At 68.1% G+C, this 15,685-nt stretch carries 16 protein-coding genes; 12 read left to right on the forward strand and 4 right to left on the reverse strand.

Going from position 1 to position 15,685, the window contains the following annotated elements; translation table 11 throughout:
- The 3 genes from RMN86_RS03065 to copD all read left to right on the forward strand — a co-directional run.
- Positions 1-2,476 (forward strand): CusA/CzcA family heavy metal efflux RND transporter (locus tag RMN86_RS03065; RefSeq protein ID WP_309604356.1); only part of this gene is annotated, 2,476 nt, incomplete at its 5' end.
- A 188-nt stretch (positions 2,477-2,664) separates the two neighbouring features.
- Positions 2,665-3,033: a copper homeostasis periplasmic binding protein CopC gene (copC, locus tag RMN86_RS03070; RefSeq protein ID WP_309604357.1), complete on the forward strand. Its 369-nt coding sequence runs from the start codon at positions 2,665-2,667 to the stop codon at positions 3,031-3,033.
- A gap of 4 nt (positions 3,034-3,037) precedes the next feature.
- Entirely contained in the window at positions 3,038-3,970 is a 933-nt protein-coding gene (gene copD, locus RMN86_RS03075; protein ID WP_309604358.1) for a copper homeostasis membrane protein CopD, read from the forward strand.
- Between the two features lie 56 nt (positions 3,971-4,026).
- Here copD and RMN86_RS03080 read toward each other — a convergent pair whose 3' ends face one another.
- The gene (locus RMN86_RS03080) at positions 4,027-4,812 is read right to left on the reverse strand and encodes a copper resistance protein B (RefSeq protein WP_309604359.1); all 786 of its coding nucleotides are present in this window, start codon (positions 4,810-4,812) and stop codon (positions 4,027-4,029) included.
- Between the two features lie 16 nt (positions 4,813-4,828).
- Here RMN86_RS03080 and RMN86_RS03085 point away from each other — a divergent pair, with 16 nt between their 5' ends.
- Positions 4,829-5,047: a hypothetical protein gene (locus RMN86_RS03085; protein WP_309604360.1), complete on the forward strand. Its 219-nt coding sequence runs from the start codon at positions 4,829-4,831 to the stop codon at positions 5,045-5,047.
- A 160-nt stretch (positions 5,048-5,207) separates the two neighbouring features.
- Here RMN86_RS03085 and RMN86_RS03090 read toward each other — a convergent pair whose 3' ends face one another.
- The gene (locus RMN86_RS03090; protein WP_309604361.1) at positions 5,208-7,007 is read right to left on the reverse strand and encodes a copper resistance system multicopper oxidase; all 1,800 of its coding nucleotides are present in this window, start codon (positions 7,005-7,007) and stop codon (positions 5,208-5,210) included.
- A 321-nt stretch (positions 7,008-7,328) separates the two neighbouring features.
- Between RMN86_RS03090 and RMN86_RS03095 the strand changes: the two genes are divergently transcribed.
- The 6 genes from RMN86_RS03095 (at position 7,329) to RMN86_RS03120 (ending at position 10,533) form a co-directional block, all read left to right on the forward strand.
- Positions 7,329-7,661, forward strand: a complete 333-nt coding sequence (locus tag RMN86_RS03095; RefSeq protein WP_309604362.1) for a copper-binding protein — start codon at positions 7,329-7,331, stop codon at positions 7,659-7,661.
- 120 nt (positions 7,662-7,781) lie between these two features.
- Complete coding sequence (locus RMN86_RS03100) at positions 7,782-8,075, forward strand: hypothetical protein (protein WP_309604363.1); 294 nt, start codon at positions 7,782-7,784, stop codon at positions 8,073-8,075.
- A 5-nt stretch (positions 8,076-8,080) separates the two neighbouring features.
- Positions 8,081-8,512: a periplasmic heavy metal sensor gene (locus RMN86_RS03105; RefSeq protein ID WP_309604364.1), complete on the forward strand. Its 432-nt coding sequence runs from the start codon at positions 8,081-8,083 to the stop codon at positions 8,510-8,512.
- Positions 8,509-9,096 (forward strand): RNA polymerase sigma factor, encoded by a 588-nt coding sequence (locus tag RMN86_RS03110; RefSeq protein WP_309604365.1) that lies wholly within the window; start codon positions 8,509-8,511, stop codon positions 9,094-9,096. Before RMN86_RS03105 ends, RMN86_RS03110 begins: the two co-directional genes overlap by 4 nt.
- Before the next feature lie 184 nt (positions 9,097-9,280).
- A complete protein-coding gene (locus RMN86_RS03115; RefSeq protein WP_309604366.1) occupies positions 9,281-9,787 on the forward strand; it encodes a nuclear transport factor 2 family protein in 507 nt (168 codons plus the stop codon).
- Positions 9,788-9,966: 179 nt separating this feature from the next.
- A complete protein-coding gene (locus RMN86_RS03120) occupies positions 9,967-10,533 on the forward strand; it encodes a cytochrome c (RefSeq protein WP_309604367.1) in 567 nt (188 codons plus the stop codon).
- Positions 10,534-10,558: 25 nt separating this feature from the next.
- On the opposite strand, the gene RMN86_RS03125 is transcribed toward RMN86_RS03120, so the two are convergent.
- Positions 10,559-11,833 (reverse strand): hypothetical protein, encoded by a 1,275-nt coding sequence (locus RMN86_RS03125; protein ID WP_309604368.1) that lies wholly within the window; start codon positions 11,831-11,833, stop codon positions 10,559-10,561.
- A gap of 24 nt (positions 11,834-11,857) precedes the next feature.
- Complete coding sequence (locus RMN86_RS03130) at positions 11,858-14,203, reverse strand: heavy metal translocating P-type ATPase (protein ID WP_309604369.1); 2,346 nt, start codon at positions 14,201-14,203, stop codon at positions 11,858-11,860.
- A 112-nt stretch (positions 14,204-14,315) separates the two neighbouring features.
- Between RMN86_RS03130 and RMN86_RS03135 the strand changes: the two genes are divergently transcribed.
- Complete coding sequence (locus RMN86_RS03135) at positions 14,316-14,591, forward strand: metal-sensitive transcriptional regulator (RefSeq protein WP_309604370.1); 276 nt, start codon at positions 14,316-14,318, stop codon at positions 14,589-14,591.
- Positions 14,592-14,804: 213 nt separating this feature from the next.
- Positions 14,805-15,638 (forward strand): universal stress protein, encoded by an 834-nt coding sequence (locus tag RMN86_RS03140; protein WP_309604371.1) that lies wholly within the window; start codon positions 14,805-14,807, stop codon positions 15,636-15,638.
- The last annotated feature ends 47 nt before the right edge of the window (positions 15,639-15,685 follow it).

Genomic DNA, 15,685 nt, shown 5'->3' on the forward strand with positions numbered 1-15,685 from the left:
ACTGGCCGAGGCCGAATATATGGTCCGCGCCTCCGGCTACCTGAAGACGCTGGACGACTTCCGCGCAATCCCCTTGAAGACCGCGGCCGGCGGTGTGCCGGTGCGCCTGGGCGATGTCGCCACCGTCCAGATCGGCCCGGAGATGCGCCGGGGCGTCGCCGAACTGAACGGCCAGGGCGAGGTGGCTGGCGGGGTGGTGATCCTGCGTTCGGGCAAGAACGCGCGGGCCACCATCGCGGCGGTGAAAGTCAAGCTCGCGGAGCTGAAGAAGAGCCTGCCCGCCGGCGTCGAGATCGTCCCGACCTATGACCGTTCCCAGCTCATCGACCGAGCGATCGGCAATCTGCGCGAAAAGCTGATCGAGGAGTTCGTCATCGTCGCCCTGGTCTGCGCCCTGTTCCTCGGGCACGCGCGCTCCGCCCTTGTGGCCATCCTGACCTTGCCGCTGGGCGTGCTGGCGGCCCTGCTGGTGATGCGGGGGCAAGGCGTCAACGCCAACATCATGTCGCTGGGCGGCATCGCCATCGCCATCGGCGCGATGGTCGACGCCGCGGTGGTGATGATCGAGAACGCCCACAAGAAAATCGAGCGCTGGGAAGGCGCCCATCCGGGTGAGCATCTCGAGGGCGAAAAGCGCTGGATCGTGATCACGGAGGCGGCGGCCGAGGTGGGGCCGGCGTTGTTCCTCAGTCTGGTGATCATCACCCTAAGTTTCGTGCCGGTGTTCTCGCTGCAGGGTCAGGAAGGCCGCCTCTTCGCGCCCCTGGCCTTCACCAAGAGCTACGCCATGGCCGCCGCCGCGATCCTGTCGGTCACGCTCGTCCCGGTCCTGATGGGCTGGCTGATCCGAGGCCGAATCCCGGCTGAGAACGCCAATCCGCTCAACCGCTGGCTGGCGGCGGGCTACGGACCGGTGCTGGGTTGGGTCATGCGCCGGCCTCGCGCCACGCTGCTGATGGCGGTGCTGGCCTTCGCCACCACGGCCTGGCCGCTGGCACACCTGGGCGGAGAGTTCATGCCGCAAATGAACGAGGGCGATCTTCTCTACATGCCCTCGGCTTTGCCCGGCCTTTCCGTGGCCAAGGCTTCGGAACTTCTCCAACAGACCGACCGGCTGATCAAGACCGTGCCGGAGGTTCAGACTGTGTTCGGAAAGGCGGGCCGCGCCGAGACCGCCACGGATCCCGCGCCGCTGGAGATGTTCGAGACCACCATCCAGTTCAAACCGCAGAGCCAGTGGCGACCCGGCATGACGCCGGAGAAACTGGTCGAGGCCCTGGACCGGACCGTGAAGGTCCCCGGCCTCACCAATGTCTGGGTGCCACCAATCCGCAACCGCATCGACATGCTGGCCACCGGTATCAAGAGTCCGATCGGGGTCAAGGTCTCGGGGTCGAACCTGGCTGACCTGGACCGCATCGCCCACGCCGTGGAGACCGTCGCCAAGGGCGTCCCCGGCGTCAGCTCGGCCCTGGCCGAACGGCTGACGGGCGGGCGCTACGTCGACGTGGACATCGACCGCGCGGCCGCCGCCCGGTTCGGGCTCAACATCGCCGATGTCCAGACGATCGTCTCCGGCGCGATCGGCGGCGACAATGTCGGCCAGACGGTAGAGGGGCTCGCGCGCTATCCGATCAACGTGCGCTATCCCCGGGAGCTGCGTGACAGCCTTGAGGGCCTGCGCACCCTGCCGATCCTGACCCCCGCCGGTCAGCAGATCACACTGGGCTCGATCGCGAGGCTGACGATCGCTGAGGGTCCGCCGATGCTGAAAACCGAGAACGGTCGGCCTTCGACCTGGGTCTATGTCGATGTCCGCGGGCGCGACCTGGCCTCGGTGGTCGGCGATCTGCAAAAGGCGGTGACCAAGGACGTCAAGCTCTCGCCTGGCGTCTCGGTCACCTATTCAGGCCAATTCGAATATCTGCAGCGCGCCGTCGAGCGGCTGAAGCTGGTCGTGCCGGCGACCCTGCTGATCATCTTCGTCCTGCTCTACGTCACCTTCGGCCGGTTCGACGAGGCGGCCCTGATCATGGGCACCCTGCCCTTCGCGCTCACCGGCGGGATCTGGACGCTTTACTGGCTGGGCTTCCACCAGTCGGTCGCCACCGGGGTCGGATTCATCGCCCTGGCGGGCGTCTCCGCCGAGTTCGGGGTGGTGATGCTTATCTACCTCAAGGACGCCCTGGCCGGGCGCGGCGAAAATCCGACCGACGCCGAGGTCGAGGCGGCGGTCCGGGAAGGCGCGCTGATGCGGGTTCGCCCCAAGGCCATGACCGTGGCGGTGATTGTCGCGGGCCTGCTGCCGATCCTGCTTGGTCACGGAACCGGGTCGGAAGTCATGAGCCGGATCGCCGCGCCGATGATCGGCGGGATGCTGACCGCCCCCCTCCTCTCCATGCTCGTTGTGCCCGCGGCCTATTTGCTGCTGCGCCGCCGCCGCCGGGACCGTTCGACGCCAAGGCCGGAACGCTGACAATCCGGCGCGGCCCCTTCCGGCGTTGGCTTGCCATGACCAGGACCTTCACGGCCATCCGGGCGGCGTAGACTGAACGTCGTCAAATTTGGCTGGCGTCAGAGCTCCGCGGGCGGCATCCCTCGAGGGATGACGGCGCGCAAGCGCGTCGTCACCCAGGCACGTCCGTTCATCGCAAGGAAAACCGCATGCTCGCTCGCATCCCCCAATCGGCCGTCGTCGCTCTCGGCGCCGTCGCCCTGCTCTCCGCAACCCAGGCTTTGGCCCACGTCTCTCTCGTCAAGTCCGATCCCGCCGCGAACGCGACCGTCGCGTCTCCCAAGACCATTGCCTTGACCTTCGACGAAGAGCTCACCCCAGCCTTCTCGGGCTTCAACGTGATGATGGGCGATGGCATGAAGATGAAGTTCAAGACGACCGTTTCCAAAGACCACAGGACAATTACGGGGGTCTCGAGCGGTCCTCTCATGGCGGGCGCCTACAAGATCGCATGGCATGCCGCGGCGGCCAATGACGGCCATAGGTCGACCGGCGCCTTGGCGTTCACCGTGAAGTAGCCAAGTGTTCGAACCTGCGGTCGTCGTCCTCAGGTGGGTCCAGATGACGGCGGCGATGATCCTGTTCGGGTCGTCGCTGTTCTTCCTCTACGCCATGCCGCGGGCCGGCCCTGGCGCGGCCGGCGCGCTTCGGTGGCCCCGGCCCGTGCTGATCGCCAGCGCCGTGACGGTCCTGGTGGCCTGTAGCCTCGGCTTTCTGGCTCAGACCGCCGTCCTGGCGGGTTCCCTGCACGACGCGCTCCAGCCTGACGCGCTGAACGCCGCCCTCACCGGAATGAGCTTCGGACGATCCAGCCTCGTCCGCGCCGCGGTGGCGGTCCTGTTGCTCGCGACGTCCGGCTTCCGCGGATCCGCGCGAACGGCTTGGTGGCGCGCGGCCCTCGCCGGCGGCGTGATCTGCGCGAGTTTTGCGTGGATGGGCCACGGCGCGGCGACCAGGGGCGCCGGCGGCCTGCTGCATCTGGCCAGCGACATCGTGCACACGCTGGCCGCCGGTGTTTGGATCGGCGCCCTGGTCGCGTTCTTTGTCCTGTTGATCACCGACCACCGGCATGGCGATCAAGAGCGCCGAGCGGTGCACGCCGCCCTGCATGGCTTCTCGGGCCTTGGCTCCGGACTGGTGGCGGTCCTGGTGGCGACCGGGCTTGTCAACGGATGGTTTTTGGTCGGCCTGCCGAGCCTGCCGCACCTGTTGACCACCTTCTACGGCCAGTTGCTCAGTCTCAAGGTCCTGCTCTTTCTGGGGATGGTCGGCCTGGCCGCCGCCAACCGCTTTCATCTGACGCCTGCCTTGGACGCGGCGCTGAGGAAACCGTCAGAGACTCGCAGCGTCGTCGCGGCCTTGCGCCGCAGCCTCGTCGTGGAGACAGGATTGGCCATCGCCGTCCTCGCGCTAGTCGCCTGGCTCGGAACCCTTGCGCCACCCCTGGCCGCATAGGTCCGGAATCATCGCGCCATGGCTCCAAGCCGGCCCTCGAGGTCGCCACCGCGATGTCAGAACCAGGCTCGGACTCCGACGACAAGGCTCGTCGTCTCCGGATTTTCTCCCAGCGCCCGAGCATAGCTGGCCGTCTTGCCGGCCTTGCGATCGTAGGAAACACCGATATAGGGCGCGAATTCGCGCGTGATTTCATAGCGCAGCCGCAGGCCAAGCTCGGCGGTCGAAAGACCTGCGCCCGTCCGCGTCTCCCGAGTGTCCTGCGCCGCCAGGTTGAGCTCGACGCGCGGCTGCAGGATCAGCCGTTGCGAAAACCGCAGATCGTAGGTCGCCCCGATCCGCCCAAGCAGTTCGCCCTTGTTCGACAGGAACAGCGCGCCGCCGACATCGAACCAATAGGGCGCGAGCCCTTCGACGCCCACAGTCGCATAGGTGCGCGACCGGGGTTTGAAATCCTGGCGCAGGCCGCCCTCGACGTTGAAATAAGGTCCGATCGCATGGGAATAGAGGCCCTGGACCTCCGCGCTGTCCAGGCCGCCCCGCCGGCTCCCCTCGCCCTCGCTCTTGACGACGAACCGGTCGATGTCGCCGCCGAACCAGGCCTGGCCCTCCCAACGGTAGCCTGCGCCGCCGCGCGTGCGGGCCTGGTATTCCGCGAGGTTGACCATCACCGTCGAGGTGCTCATCCCGCCGTGCTCCTGGCGAAGGCCCGCGCGCGCCGCGGCCATCGCCGCCGGGTCGTAGAAGCGATCCGCTGCGTTGTCGGTCGGCGCAGGCGGCGCGGGTCCATTGGGAATTTCCGGTTCGGCGACAGCCGGCGCCGCGTCCGCGCCAGCCGCCATTCCTTTCATCCCGGCCATGTTCCCCGTCGCGGCGCCGGAGGCCGTGGGCAAGGTCGCCGACATGCCGGGCATTGCGGCCATGCCGGTGGGCGGCTTTTGCATCCCTGGCATATCGGCCATGGCGTCGGTCGCCGTCGGGGGCCCCGACATGCCCGGCATCGCGGCCATCCCAGGCATTGCCGCCACCGCGCCGGCGCCGTGGCGCGGGGCGGCCGCAACCTTGCGCGCCTTTTGAGACCGCCCTTGGGGGACAGCCTTCGTTGTCCTCGTCGCCTTCGGGGCCGCCTTTGCCGGCATGGGCGTCGACATGCCCGGCATCGCCATATTGCTCATAGGTTGCGCGGCTGCGGGCGCGGCCGCGGCCAGCGGAATGAGGCCCAGGACCAGGAACCGGATCATGCGGCAACCGCGTCGAGCGGCCGGACGGCGAACACCTGAAACATCCCCGCGTGCATATGGTAGAGCATGTGGCAGTGGAACGCCCAGTCGCCCGCGGCGGCGGTGAAGTCCCATGCGACCTTGCCGCCAGGCAGGACCAGCACGGTATGCTTCCGCGGTCGGTGGCCAGCCGGCCCATGGACCAGCTCGAAGAAATGCCCATGCAGGTGGATCGGGTGGGCCATCATGGTGTCGTTGATCAGGGTCACGCGCACCCGCTCCCCCTTGCGGAACGCGTAGGGTTTGGTCGTTTCGCTGAACTTCTCGCCGTCGAAACCCCACATCCACCGCTCCATATTGCCGGTCAGATGGATGTCCAGGGCGCGGGACGGGGTGCGTGAGTCGGGGTTTGGATCGAGCGCCACGAGATCCCGATAGACCAGGACCCGATGGCCGACGCTTTCGAGACCTTGACCCGGCTCACCGGTTCGGTCGATGGGAATGGGGGCGATGGTCTGCACGCCCGGCCCCATCCTGACGCCGGGCGCATTCTGTCCGTCGCGCATGGACATCTTCATGCCGCCCATGTCGCCCATCGCGTCCGAGCCGTGAGGCGCGCGGGGCGCCATCCCGGGAACCGTTGCGCCGCGCGTCTCCGCCGCCTTGTCGGTCGCGGGAGCCGCGCCGCCCATGTTCATCGACGCCATGTCCATGCCCATGTCCTTCATGGTGGCCAAGGGGCGCTCGCGAAGCGGCGGGACCACCGCGATCATGCCGGCGCGCGGGGCCAGCGTGGCCCGCGCCATGCCCGACCTGTCGACCGCCTCGGCGACCAGGGTGAAGGCTCTATCCTCCATGGGCTGCACGATCACATCGTAGGTCTCGGCGTTGCCGATCTGGAACTCGTCGACCTCCACCGGACGCAAGTTCTGGCCGTCGGCGGCCACGACCGTGAGTTTCAGGCCGGGAATCCGGACGTTGAAGACCATCTGGGCGGCGGTGTTGATAAACCGCAGGCGCACCCTCTCACCCGGCTTGAACAGACCGGTCCAGTTGTCCTTCGGACCATGCCCGTTGACCAGGAAACTCAAGACCGCGCCGGTGACGTCGGAGATATCGGTGGGGTCCATGCGCATCTTGGCCCACTCGATGCGCTCCTGCAGGGTCTGATCCTTACCGGCGAGGAGCCCGGGAAGGGTTTGCTTCTGGTAGTTGTAGAGACCCGTTTGTTGCTTCATCCGCTTGTAGAGCAGGTGGGGATGCATGAAGCTGTAGTCCGAGAGCACGATCACATGCTCTCGATCGTAGGCCACGGGGTCCTCGCCTTTCGGATCGATGATGATCGGCCCGTAGTGACCCTCCGCCTCCTGCAGTCCCGAATGGCTGTGATACCAGTAGGTGCCTGACTGGATGATCGGGAATTCATAGACGAAGGTCTGGCCGGACTTGATGCCAGGGAAGGTCACGCCGGGCACCCCATCCATCTGGAACGGCACGAGGAGGCCGTGCCAGTGGATCGACGTATCTTCCGCCAGGTTGTTCCTGACGGACAGCCGGACAGTCTGACCTTCCCTAAGGCGAAGCAGCGGTCCGGGAACCGTTCCGTTGATGGTGACGGCGTGGCCCGCGCGACCGTCAATGCTGAGCCGCGCGTGGTCGATGGTCAGGTCGATGTTCGGCCCGGTCAAGGTCGGCAGGATCGGCGCGACACCCGGGGTGGCGCTCTGCGCCCAGCCCGGCATCAGGGAGGTGAGTGCGAGGCCTCCGCCCACAAGTGAAGCGCCCCGCAGGAGCTGGCGACGGTCGAAGTCAGTCATGGCGTCTGGAAGTCCCAACACATCGGCGTGCGGCGAGGGGCGTCCGCGCGCACTCGTTTGGATACGCGCAGCAGGGCTCGCCGCCCTCACCGCATTTGAAGAAATGTCCCGGCGGAATCGTCACCGAGGCGCGATCGCCCAGGACCTTGCGGCGGTCCTGGCGGTCACGCGCGGGTCGCCCGATGAGCTGGCTGGCGGCATCGCTGACGGCTTTTCAAAAAAGCTGGCCGCGGGATGAGGGCAGGAGAAGGCTGCGCGCGTAATGTTCGAAAGACCTGTGTTGCGCGCGTCCGCGCCTCACCTTGAGATGGAGAGACTCCCATGAAAATCATGCTGATCGCAGCGGCTGCCCTGGCGTTCTCCGGCCCGGCCCTGGCGCAGGCGGCCCATGACACGCCAGCCATGACCCACATGGACCCTGCGGCCCCGGCTCCGGGCGCGCAGGGCAGCGGAATCATCAGGAAGCTGGACGCCAAGGGTGGCGCGGTCACCCTTCAGCACGGCCCCATTGCAGCTCTGAAGTGGCCTGCGATGACCATGACCTTCAAGATTGAACCCGGATTGCTGACCGGACTGCGGGTGGGCCAGAAGGTCGATTTCACGGTAAAGCCGGGGGCGACCCCGGAAGTCGTGGCGATCAAGAGCGCCGGCTGACCTCCAAGTCGGCGGGGCGTCGAAGACGTCGACCCTTGCCGGCGCCCTGCGTCTCACCCTTAGGGGATCGGCCCGTCCGGAACGTATAGCCCAAGGGACCCCGACGTGAAGGATTTGGACATGAGCGAACGGCTCGATGAGTTGGTCACGCGCTTGGCGCTGGCGGCGACGGACCGGCCGCTTGGCGGGCTTGAGATGGAAATCGCCCGCAGCATCCGGCTGCGCCGCCGTGACCTCGCGGCGAATGCGGCGCTCGCGCCCGTGCGGGTCGCCAGCGTTGGCCTCGCCCTGGCGCTGGGGCTCACCGCGGGCGGCGCCGTCGCCGTCGCCGGCATCGCGGCCCCCAGGAGCTACGGCCCGTTCTCAAGCGTCGCCCACCTGGCGCCCTCCACCCTGCTCGAGGCCCGCCGGTGAGTTTCATGCGCGGCATCCTCCTGACGCTCGTGCTCTCGATCCTCGGGGCCGCTGTCGGCGCCTGGGCCGGAGCCCAGTACGTCATCCATCGGATGTCCTCCCCCGTCTCCTTGCATGATGTCATTCACGAGAAGCTGCATCTGACGGGCGAACAACACGCTCGCATTGGCGGCATGGAGCGCGAGCACGCCGCGCGGCGCGGCGCGCTGGAGGCGGAAATGCGCGCCGCGTACGCCCGGGTGGCGCAGGCCCGCCAGGGACAGCACGCCTACTCGCCGCAGGTGCAGGCGGGCATCGACCGCTTCCATCACGCGATGGGGGAACTGCAGAAGGAAACGATCGTCCATGTCCTGGCGATGCGCACCGTCCTGACGCCCGCCCAGGCCGAGCAGTTCGACCAGACCGTCGTCCAGTCGCTTACCGAAGATCCGCGGTGACGTCGGAAGCCGAGGCGTCAGACCGCGGCCTCGCCGTCCAGGCCGCGACGGGCGACGACCGTGCGTTCGGCCGCCTGGTCGGCCGTCACAAGGATCGTCTCTACAGGCTCCTTCGCCGCTACACCGCCGATTCGGACGAGGCGTATGAAGCGGTCCACGAAGCGTTCATTGCGGCGTGGGGGGCACTTCATCGCTACGATTCCGAGCGGCCGTTCGGAGCCTGGTTGACAACCATCGCGATTAACAAGGCCCGCGACCGGGGCCGACGCGCGGCGGTGCGTCGGATGATCTTCGGTCCGTTCAGCGCGGAAGGGTCCGATGTTGCCCGAGCCGCCGATCCGGCGAAGCCCGCCGATGACGTGGTCATCGAGGACCAGGAGGCCCGTCGGCTGGAAATGGCGATCGCCCGCCTCCCCGCCCCCCTGAAGGCGCCCCTGCTGCTGACCGCCTTCGACGGATGCTCGCAGCTGGAGGCGGGCGAAATCCTGGGCGTCTCGGCCAAAACGATCGAGACAAGGGTCTATCGCGCGCGCAAGTTGCTGGCGGCGCAATTGCGCGCCGGCGACCCCTGCTCGGTCGGGTGAGGCGATGGGAGATCTTGCCGGGCGCGGCGACGGCGCCGGCGCGGCGCCGGACGTTGCCACAAGGCTCAAGCGCGCCGCGGTCCGGTCAGCAGACATTGGCATCGGCTATCCAACTGACGTCCGGCCTGGCGGCCTGGGCGCGCAGGCATCAGGACGCCCAAGTGGCGTATTCGGAGATTCATCCATGACGCGATTGCTGCGACTATCCGCTCTCTGCCTTGCGGCGGGGCTCGTCCTGCCGCCGCAAGCCCTGGCCCACACGGCCGCGCCATCCGCCGAAACCCGGCCGATTGCCCTGGCCGGGGCCGCGGCGGACGCGGCTGGCGTTGTCGACGCCTTTCACGCCGCCCTTAAGGCCGGTGACACCGGCAAGGCGGCCAGCCTGATGGCGGCGGGCGTCCTGGTGTTCGAGGCGGGCGGCGCGGAGACCTCGAAGGCGGCCTACGCCGCGGAGCACCTGCCGGCCGACGCGGCATTCGAGGCGACCGCGCTTGAGACCATCCTTCGCCGTTCCGGGGCCGCGGCCAGCGACAGCGCCTGGATCGCCACGGAAGGCCGGGTTCAAGCCCGCGCCGGCGAAAAGGTCACCGACCGGCTCACGACGGAGACGATGATCCTTGCCAGGACCGCCGGCGGGTGGCGGATCGTCCATGTCCATTGGTCCTCGCGCGCCAACCCACCCCCGCGTTGAGGGCCCGCAGGGTCGGAACCGGGTCGTCGCTGATTTCCGGGGCCGCTTGGCGGGATTGAGGGGTCTGATCGCCCTCGCGCGTATCCCAGGGGCGGATCGTCTCAGCAGAGCAGGACGCAGCGGCAAGGGAGCGGACCATGGATCGCAAGCCATTCGACCTTAAGCGCCATCTCCCCAGCGTGGCCTTCGTCCTGGTGGCCGCGCTGGTCGCGGGCGGGGTCGGCGGGGCTTTTCTCGAGGCCGGGATTTACAACATCGGCGCCGACGTCCCCCACACCAGACCGGTCCTTTGGATGATCGGCAGCATGCGCGACCGATCGATCGCTGTGCGGGCGCGCGACATCAGGATTCCCGCCGACCTGGCCAGTCCGGCCCGCATCGCTGCGGGCGCGGGCCTCTACGCGGAGATGTGCAGCGGCTGCCATCTCGCCCCCGGCATGGAGAAGACCGAAATCAGCCAGGGGCTCTACCCCGCGGCGCCCGAACTCAGCCGCGGGCTCGCGCACACGCCTGGCGAGGAATTCTGGATGATCAAGCACGGCGTCAAGATGACCGCCATGCCGGCCTGGGGGCGCACCCACAGTGACGAGCTGATCTGGGACATGGTCGCGTTCGTCAGAACCCTGCCGACCCTGTCGGCCGCGCAATATCAGGCCACCGTCAACAGCGCGCCGAAGGATCATGACGCGATGATGCGGGATATGCCCGGCATGGCCATGAAGCCTGTTGGAGGCGTTGCGAAGTAGATTCCGCCACGCAGACGGTCCGTGGTCAGACAATGAAGACCGGCGCGAATCCGCCGCCGGGCGTTCTGAAATTGGTGGTCTGGCCCTGATAGATTCGCGCCGCCGTCAGCAGGGCGGCACCCTGATAGGTGTAGAGCCTGACGTCCAGCTTCATAGACTTCACCTCCCCGTCGATCCTGATGCGGCGTTCGCTGGGCGTCGCCAGCCTCTGGGCGATGTACCCGCCGTCTCGCACCTCGTCCCAAACACCGCGGGTTATCTTGTCGCCGCGATAGACCGCCTTGCCGCCGTGGCCGCCCGCCGGCTTGAAGAAATGCTGCTTGCGCGTCGCCCACAGGGCGTCCGCGTTCTCGCCGGTCACCAGGACCGTCGCCGGGACGGCGGCAAGGCTTTGCCGCTGGGCCGGTGTTATCGCCCAGCGCGCCGGCGCAACAGGATCCGACAGCAGAATCAGGTTTCGCTTGTCGGCCAGCAGGGCGTGGTTGCGGGGATTGGGCGTGAGCACGACGGCGCCGGACAGGTAGGCGTCGCGCAGCGCTTCATGTCCTCTGGCGCTGAGGGAGAAGTCGACCAGCCGGTTGTAGACGAGATCAATCGTCTCACCTTCGAACCGCAGACTTCCATCGGCGAAGCTCAGCTCACCAGGATCGACGATCCTGGCCTTCAGGCCATGGCGTTCAAAGAACCGTTGCGCCAGCAGGAACTCGGGGAACAGATATTGTTCCCGCGGCCGGTCATCGACGATGGCGAGGGTGCGCGGCTGACCGGCGCGACCCTGCAATCGCCATTCGCTCAGGAACATTTCCCAGACTGCGGACTCGAAGCCGCCCGGCGGGGACGCCTGCAAGGCGTCCTCCACCTCGCGGCAGCAGGCGCTCTGCGCCCGCGCCAGGACGGCGTTCAGAAAGGCGCCCCCGGCGTTTGTGTTGACCTCGATGAGCTTGGGGCCTTCGGGGCCGAGGTGGAAGTCGTAGCCCATGAAGACCCCACGCGGCCCGAAATCCTGGCGCGCGATCGCCGGGGCCCAGGTCAGCGCGGCGTCCTGATACGCCGGGTCCTCGGCCACCGCCTCGATGGCGGCGACCACGTCGAGCATGGCCGCCAGCTCATGCCTGGCGATGAACACCGGCCCGCTGGAGAAGAGATTCGGCCGGGCGGTCATCATGGCCACGATCAAGTCTGGGTCCCGCGCTTCGGCCCGGATGGCGGTCTCCAGCCGGGCGGCATCCAGCGTGATGCAGAAGCAGTCCCGATTCAGCCATGCTTCCCGGCCGGACCCCGCGGCCTCATCCCCCGTCATGGTGTTTCACTCCCGCGTCACGCCTCACAGGCGGGCGACGCGCAGACGCAACGCATTGCTGATGACGCTGACGGATGACAGCGCCATGGCAGCCGCGGCGATGGCCGGCGAAAGCAGCTGGCCAAACAGCGGATAGAGCACCCCCGCCGCGATCGGCACGCCGGCGACGTTGTAGACGAAGGCGAAGACCAGGTTCTGGCGGATGTTGCGCATCACCGCCCGCGACAGGCGGCGCGCACGGACCAGGCCTTGGAGGTCGCCCTTCAATAGGGTCACCCCGGCGCTTTCGATGGCCACGTCGGAGCCCGCGCCCATGGCGACGCCAACGTCGGCGGCGGCAAGCGCCGGCGCATCGTTGACGCCATCGCCGGCCATCGCCACCACGCGGCCCTCCGCGCGCAGCTTCTGCACCACCTTGGCCTTGTCTTGAGGCAGCACCTCGGCCTCGACATCCTCGATACCCAGCCGCTTGGCCACGGCCAGCGCCGTGGTGCGGTTGTCGCCGGTCATCATCACCAGCCGGATCCCGTCGGCCAGCAGCGCGCGCACCGCCTCGGGTGTCGTCGCCTTGACGGGGTCGGAAATCCCCAGGACGCCGGCCAGCCGTCCGTCGATGGCTGCGAAGACCGCCGTCGTTCCGTCCTGGCGCAGGGCTTCGGCCTGCGCCAACAGGGGCGCAAGATCGATGCCTTGCTCGGCCATCAGCGGCGCGCCGCCGAGCACGACCGACTTGCCATCCACCTTGCCAAATACCCCTCGGCCGACCGGAGACTCGAAGTCGGCGGCTTCGGACAGCGTCAGGCCGCGATCCTTGGCGGCGCGCAGGACGGCGTCGGCCAGGGGATGCTCGCTGCCGCGCTCAAGGCTGGCGGCGAGTCGCAGAAGCTCGCCCTCGTCGACCCCAGCGACGGTCTTGATGGCGGTCACCGCTGGCCGCCCCTCGGTCAAGGTGCCGGTCTTGTCGATCACCAGGGTGTCGATCTTTTCGAAGCGTTCGAGGGCTTCGGCGTTCTTGATCAGCACCCCTTCCCGGGCGCCTCGGCCCACGCCGACCATGATCGACATCGGAGTCGCCAGGCCAAGCGCGCAGGGGCAGGCGATGATCAGCACGGACACCGCCGCGACCAGGGCGTAGGCGAAGCGCGGCTCGGGCCCGACCAGGGCCCAGACCCCGCCGGCGATAACGGCCACCGCAATGACGGCGGGCACAAACCATCCGGCGACCCGGTCCGCCAGGCGCTGGATTGGCGCGCGGCTGCGCTGGGCCTCCGCGACCATCTGGACGATGCGCGACAGCAGTGTGTCGGCGCCCACCTTCTCGGCGCGCATGATGAAGGAACCGGTCTTGTTGAGGGAGCCGGCGATGACCTTGCCCTCGGTTTCCTTGGTGACCGGCATGGACTCCCCGGTGACCAGGGACTCGTCGATGGAAGCCCGCCCCTCGGTCAAGGCGCCGTCCACCGGGATCTTCTCGCCGGGACGCACGCGCAGACGGTCGCCGACCTGGATCAGGTCGAGGGTCACTTCCTCGTCGGTCCCATCCTCTCGGAGGCGGCGCGCCGTCTTCGGCGCGAGGTTGAGCAAGGCCTTGATGGCGCCGGAGGTCTGTTCGCGCGCCCGCAGCTCCAGGACCTGCCCCAGCAGCACCAGGACGGTGATCACCGCAGCGGCCTCGAAATAGACCGGCACGACCCCGGAAGCGTCGCGAAAGGCGGGCGGGAACAGGCCGGGCGCCAACACGGCCACCACGCTGTAGGTCCATGCGACGCCCACCCCCATGGCGATCAGGGTGAACATGTTGAGACGTCGGGTGATGAGCGAGGTCCAGCCGCGCTCGAAGAACGGCCACCCGGCCCACAGCACGACCGGCGTCGCCAGCGCGAACTGGATCCAACTGGATGCGTGATGGCTCACCAGCATCAGGCCGCCGGGCATCAGATGGGCGCTCATCTCCAAAACGAACACCGGCACGGCCAGGACCAGACCGACCCAGAAGCGCCGGCTCATATCGGCGAGCTCAGGATTGGGACCGCTGTCGGCGGTGATGGTCTCCGGCTCCAGCGCCATGCCGCAGATCGGACAGGACCCCGGGCCGACCTGGCGGATCTCGGGGTGCATCGGACAGGTGTAGATGGCGCCGGGCGGAAGCGTCGGATCCGGCCCGGGCGTCCGCGGCGCCAGATATTTGTCAGGGTCGGCCTGGACTTTCGTCCGGCACCCCGCGGAGCAAAAATGATAAGGCCTGCCAGCGTGCTCGGCGTGGTGCGCGGTCTTGAGGGGATCGACGGTCATTCCGCAGACGGGATCGATCACCGTCGCCGCATTGGCCCCCGGCGGACCGTGGTTGGGGTGGGCGTGACTGTCGTCCATCGACGGGTCTCCACATCAAGCGCTTGCCGCCACCCGCAGCGGCAACATACCTATATGGGGTATTTCCGCCATACCTCCAGTCCGAATAGGAATGGTGGCAGGAGGCCGCGCCTTGACCCAAGACAACAAGCCGAAGCTGCTGAACCGGCTGCGCCGCATTGAGGGCCAGGTGCGAGGCGTCGCGCGGATGGTTGAGGGGGACCGCTATTGCATCGATGTCCTGACGCAGATTCGGGCCATCCGCGCAGCGCTGTCGCGCGCGGAGACCGAGATGCTCAAGGACCACCTCGGGCGTTGCATCGAAGGCGCGATCGTTAGCGGCGACGCGGCGGAACAACGCAAGAAAGCCCGTGAACTGATCGAGCTGCTCGACCGCTCGGCGCGTTAGCGACCCGCGCGAGAGGCGCGGGGGTCAGACGGTCGCGAGGCTGCCGGTGACCGCCGGGGGCGGCGCCGCGCGCGGGCGCCTTGAGCCCGGGGCGGCGCCGGGCCGTAAGCAATTCGATTGAGGCGCGTCTTCAATACGGACCTGTCGCGGTCCACGAACGCCGGCCCGGGTCCGACCTCGGGCCAGGAGACCCGCCGCCCGAGGAGACTTTCCATGCCGCTCAAGACGATCCTGGTCCATGTGGAGGCAGAGCCGACGCCGGACCCCCGCCTGGCCTTGGCGATCGACATTGCAAACCGCTTCGACGCCAGCCTGCTTGGCGTGGGGGCCGAACTCTACCAGAACGCCTACAGTGGCGACGGCGGCTTTGACGGCGGCTACATGATCGCCGCCGAGACCGAACGCGTGGATGCCGACCTGAAACGCGCTGAGGCGAAATTTCGTGCGGTCGCCGGCGCGGTCCGCCAAGGGTCGGCGTGGCGATCCGGGGTCCGCTTTCCGCTGGCCGAGCTCGCCGCCGATGCGCGGGCCGCCGACCTGGTGGTCGCAAGCCTCGGCGCTCGCCCACACGTGTCGCAATATGAGGTCGCTCTGCCGGGCGCCCTTGTCCTGCAAGTGGGCCGCCCGGTCCTGGTCGCGCCCCCCGGGATGGCCGGATTGAACGCCGCGCATGTGCTGGTCGCCTGGAAGGACACCCGCGAGTCGCGCCGGGCGGTGGCCGACGCCCTGCCCTTCCTTCAAAGGGCCGAAACCGTCGAGGTCGTTGAAATCTGCGACAGCAAGGCCGCCCAGCCCGCAACGACGAGCCGCCTGGACGACGTCGCCGCCTATCTGACCCGCCATGGCGTCAAGGCGACGGTCAAGGCTCACATCGCCGAGCGGGACGCCGCGGCCGCGGAACAGCTGCTGGAGATCGCCGAACAGCAGGCGGCCGACCTCATCGTAGCCGGGGCCTATGGTCACAGCCGCTTGCAGGAGTGGGTGTTTGGCGGGTTCACCCGAGCGCTGCTCACGCAGACCGGGCGGCCGGTGCTGTTCAGCCACTGACCGCGGACCTCGCCCCGGCTGTAAGGTTCCGGCCTCCCCGCCGTCCA

Source organism: Phenylobacterium sp. (assembly GCF_031360265.1).
Lineage (GTDB): Bacteria > Pseudomonadota > Alphaproteobacteria > Caulobacterales > Caulobacteraceae > Phenylobacterium.

Coding starts and splice junctions, on each gene's coding strand:
- RMN86_RS03115 (WP_309604366.1), top strand. CDS start 9,281: ATGACGCGATTGCTGCGACTATCCGCTCTCTGCCTTGCGGCGGGGCTC.
- RMN86_RS03095 (WP_309604362.1), top strand. CDS start 7,329: ATGAAAATCATGCTGATCGCAGCGGCTGCCCTGGCGTTCTCCGGCCCG.
- RMN86_RS03090 (WP_309604361.1), bottom strand. CDS start 7,007: ATGACTGACTTCGACCGTCGCCAGCTCCTGCGGGGCGCTTCACTTGTG.
- RMN86_RS03080 (WP_309604359.1), bottom strand. CDS start 4,812: ATGGCGGCTGGCGCGGACGCGGCGCCGGCTGTCGCCGAACCGGAAATT.
- RMN86_RS03105 (WP_309604364.1), top strand. CDS start 8,081: ATGCGCGGCATCCTCCTGACGCTCGTGCTCTCGATCCTCGGGGCCGCT.
- RMN86_RS03085 (WP_309604360.1), top strand. CDS start 4,829: ATGTTCCCCGTCGCGGCGCCGGAGGCCGTGGGCAAGGTCGCCGACATG.
- RMN86_RS03125 (WP_309604368.1), bottom strand. CDS start 11,833: ATGACGGGGGATGAGGCCGCGGGGTCCGGCCGGGAAGCATGGCTGAAT.
- RMN86_RS03100 (WP_309604363.1), top strand. CDS start 7,782: ATGAGCGAACGGCTCGATGAGTTGGTCACGCGCTTGGCGCTGGCGGCG.
- RMN86_RS03130 (WP_309604369.1), bottom strand. CDS start 14,203: ATGGACGACAGTCACGCCCACCCCAACCACGGTCCGCCGGGGGCCAAT.
- RMN86_RS03140 (WP_309604371.1), top strand. CDS start 14,805: ATGCCGCTCAAGACGATCCTGGTCCATGTGGAGGCAGAGCCGACGCCG.
- copC (WP_309604357.1), top strand. CDS start 2,665: ATGCTCGCTCGCATCCCCCAATCGGCCGTCGTCGCTCTCGGCGCCGTC.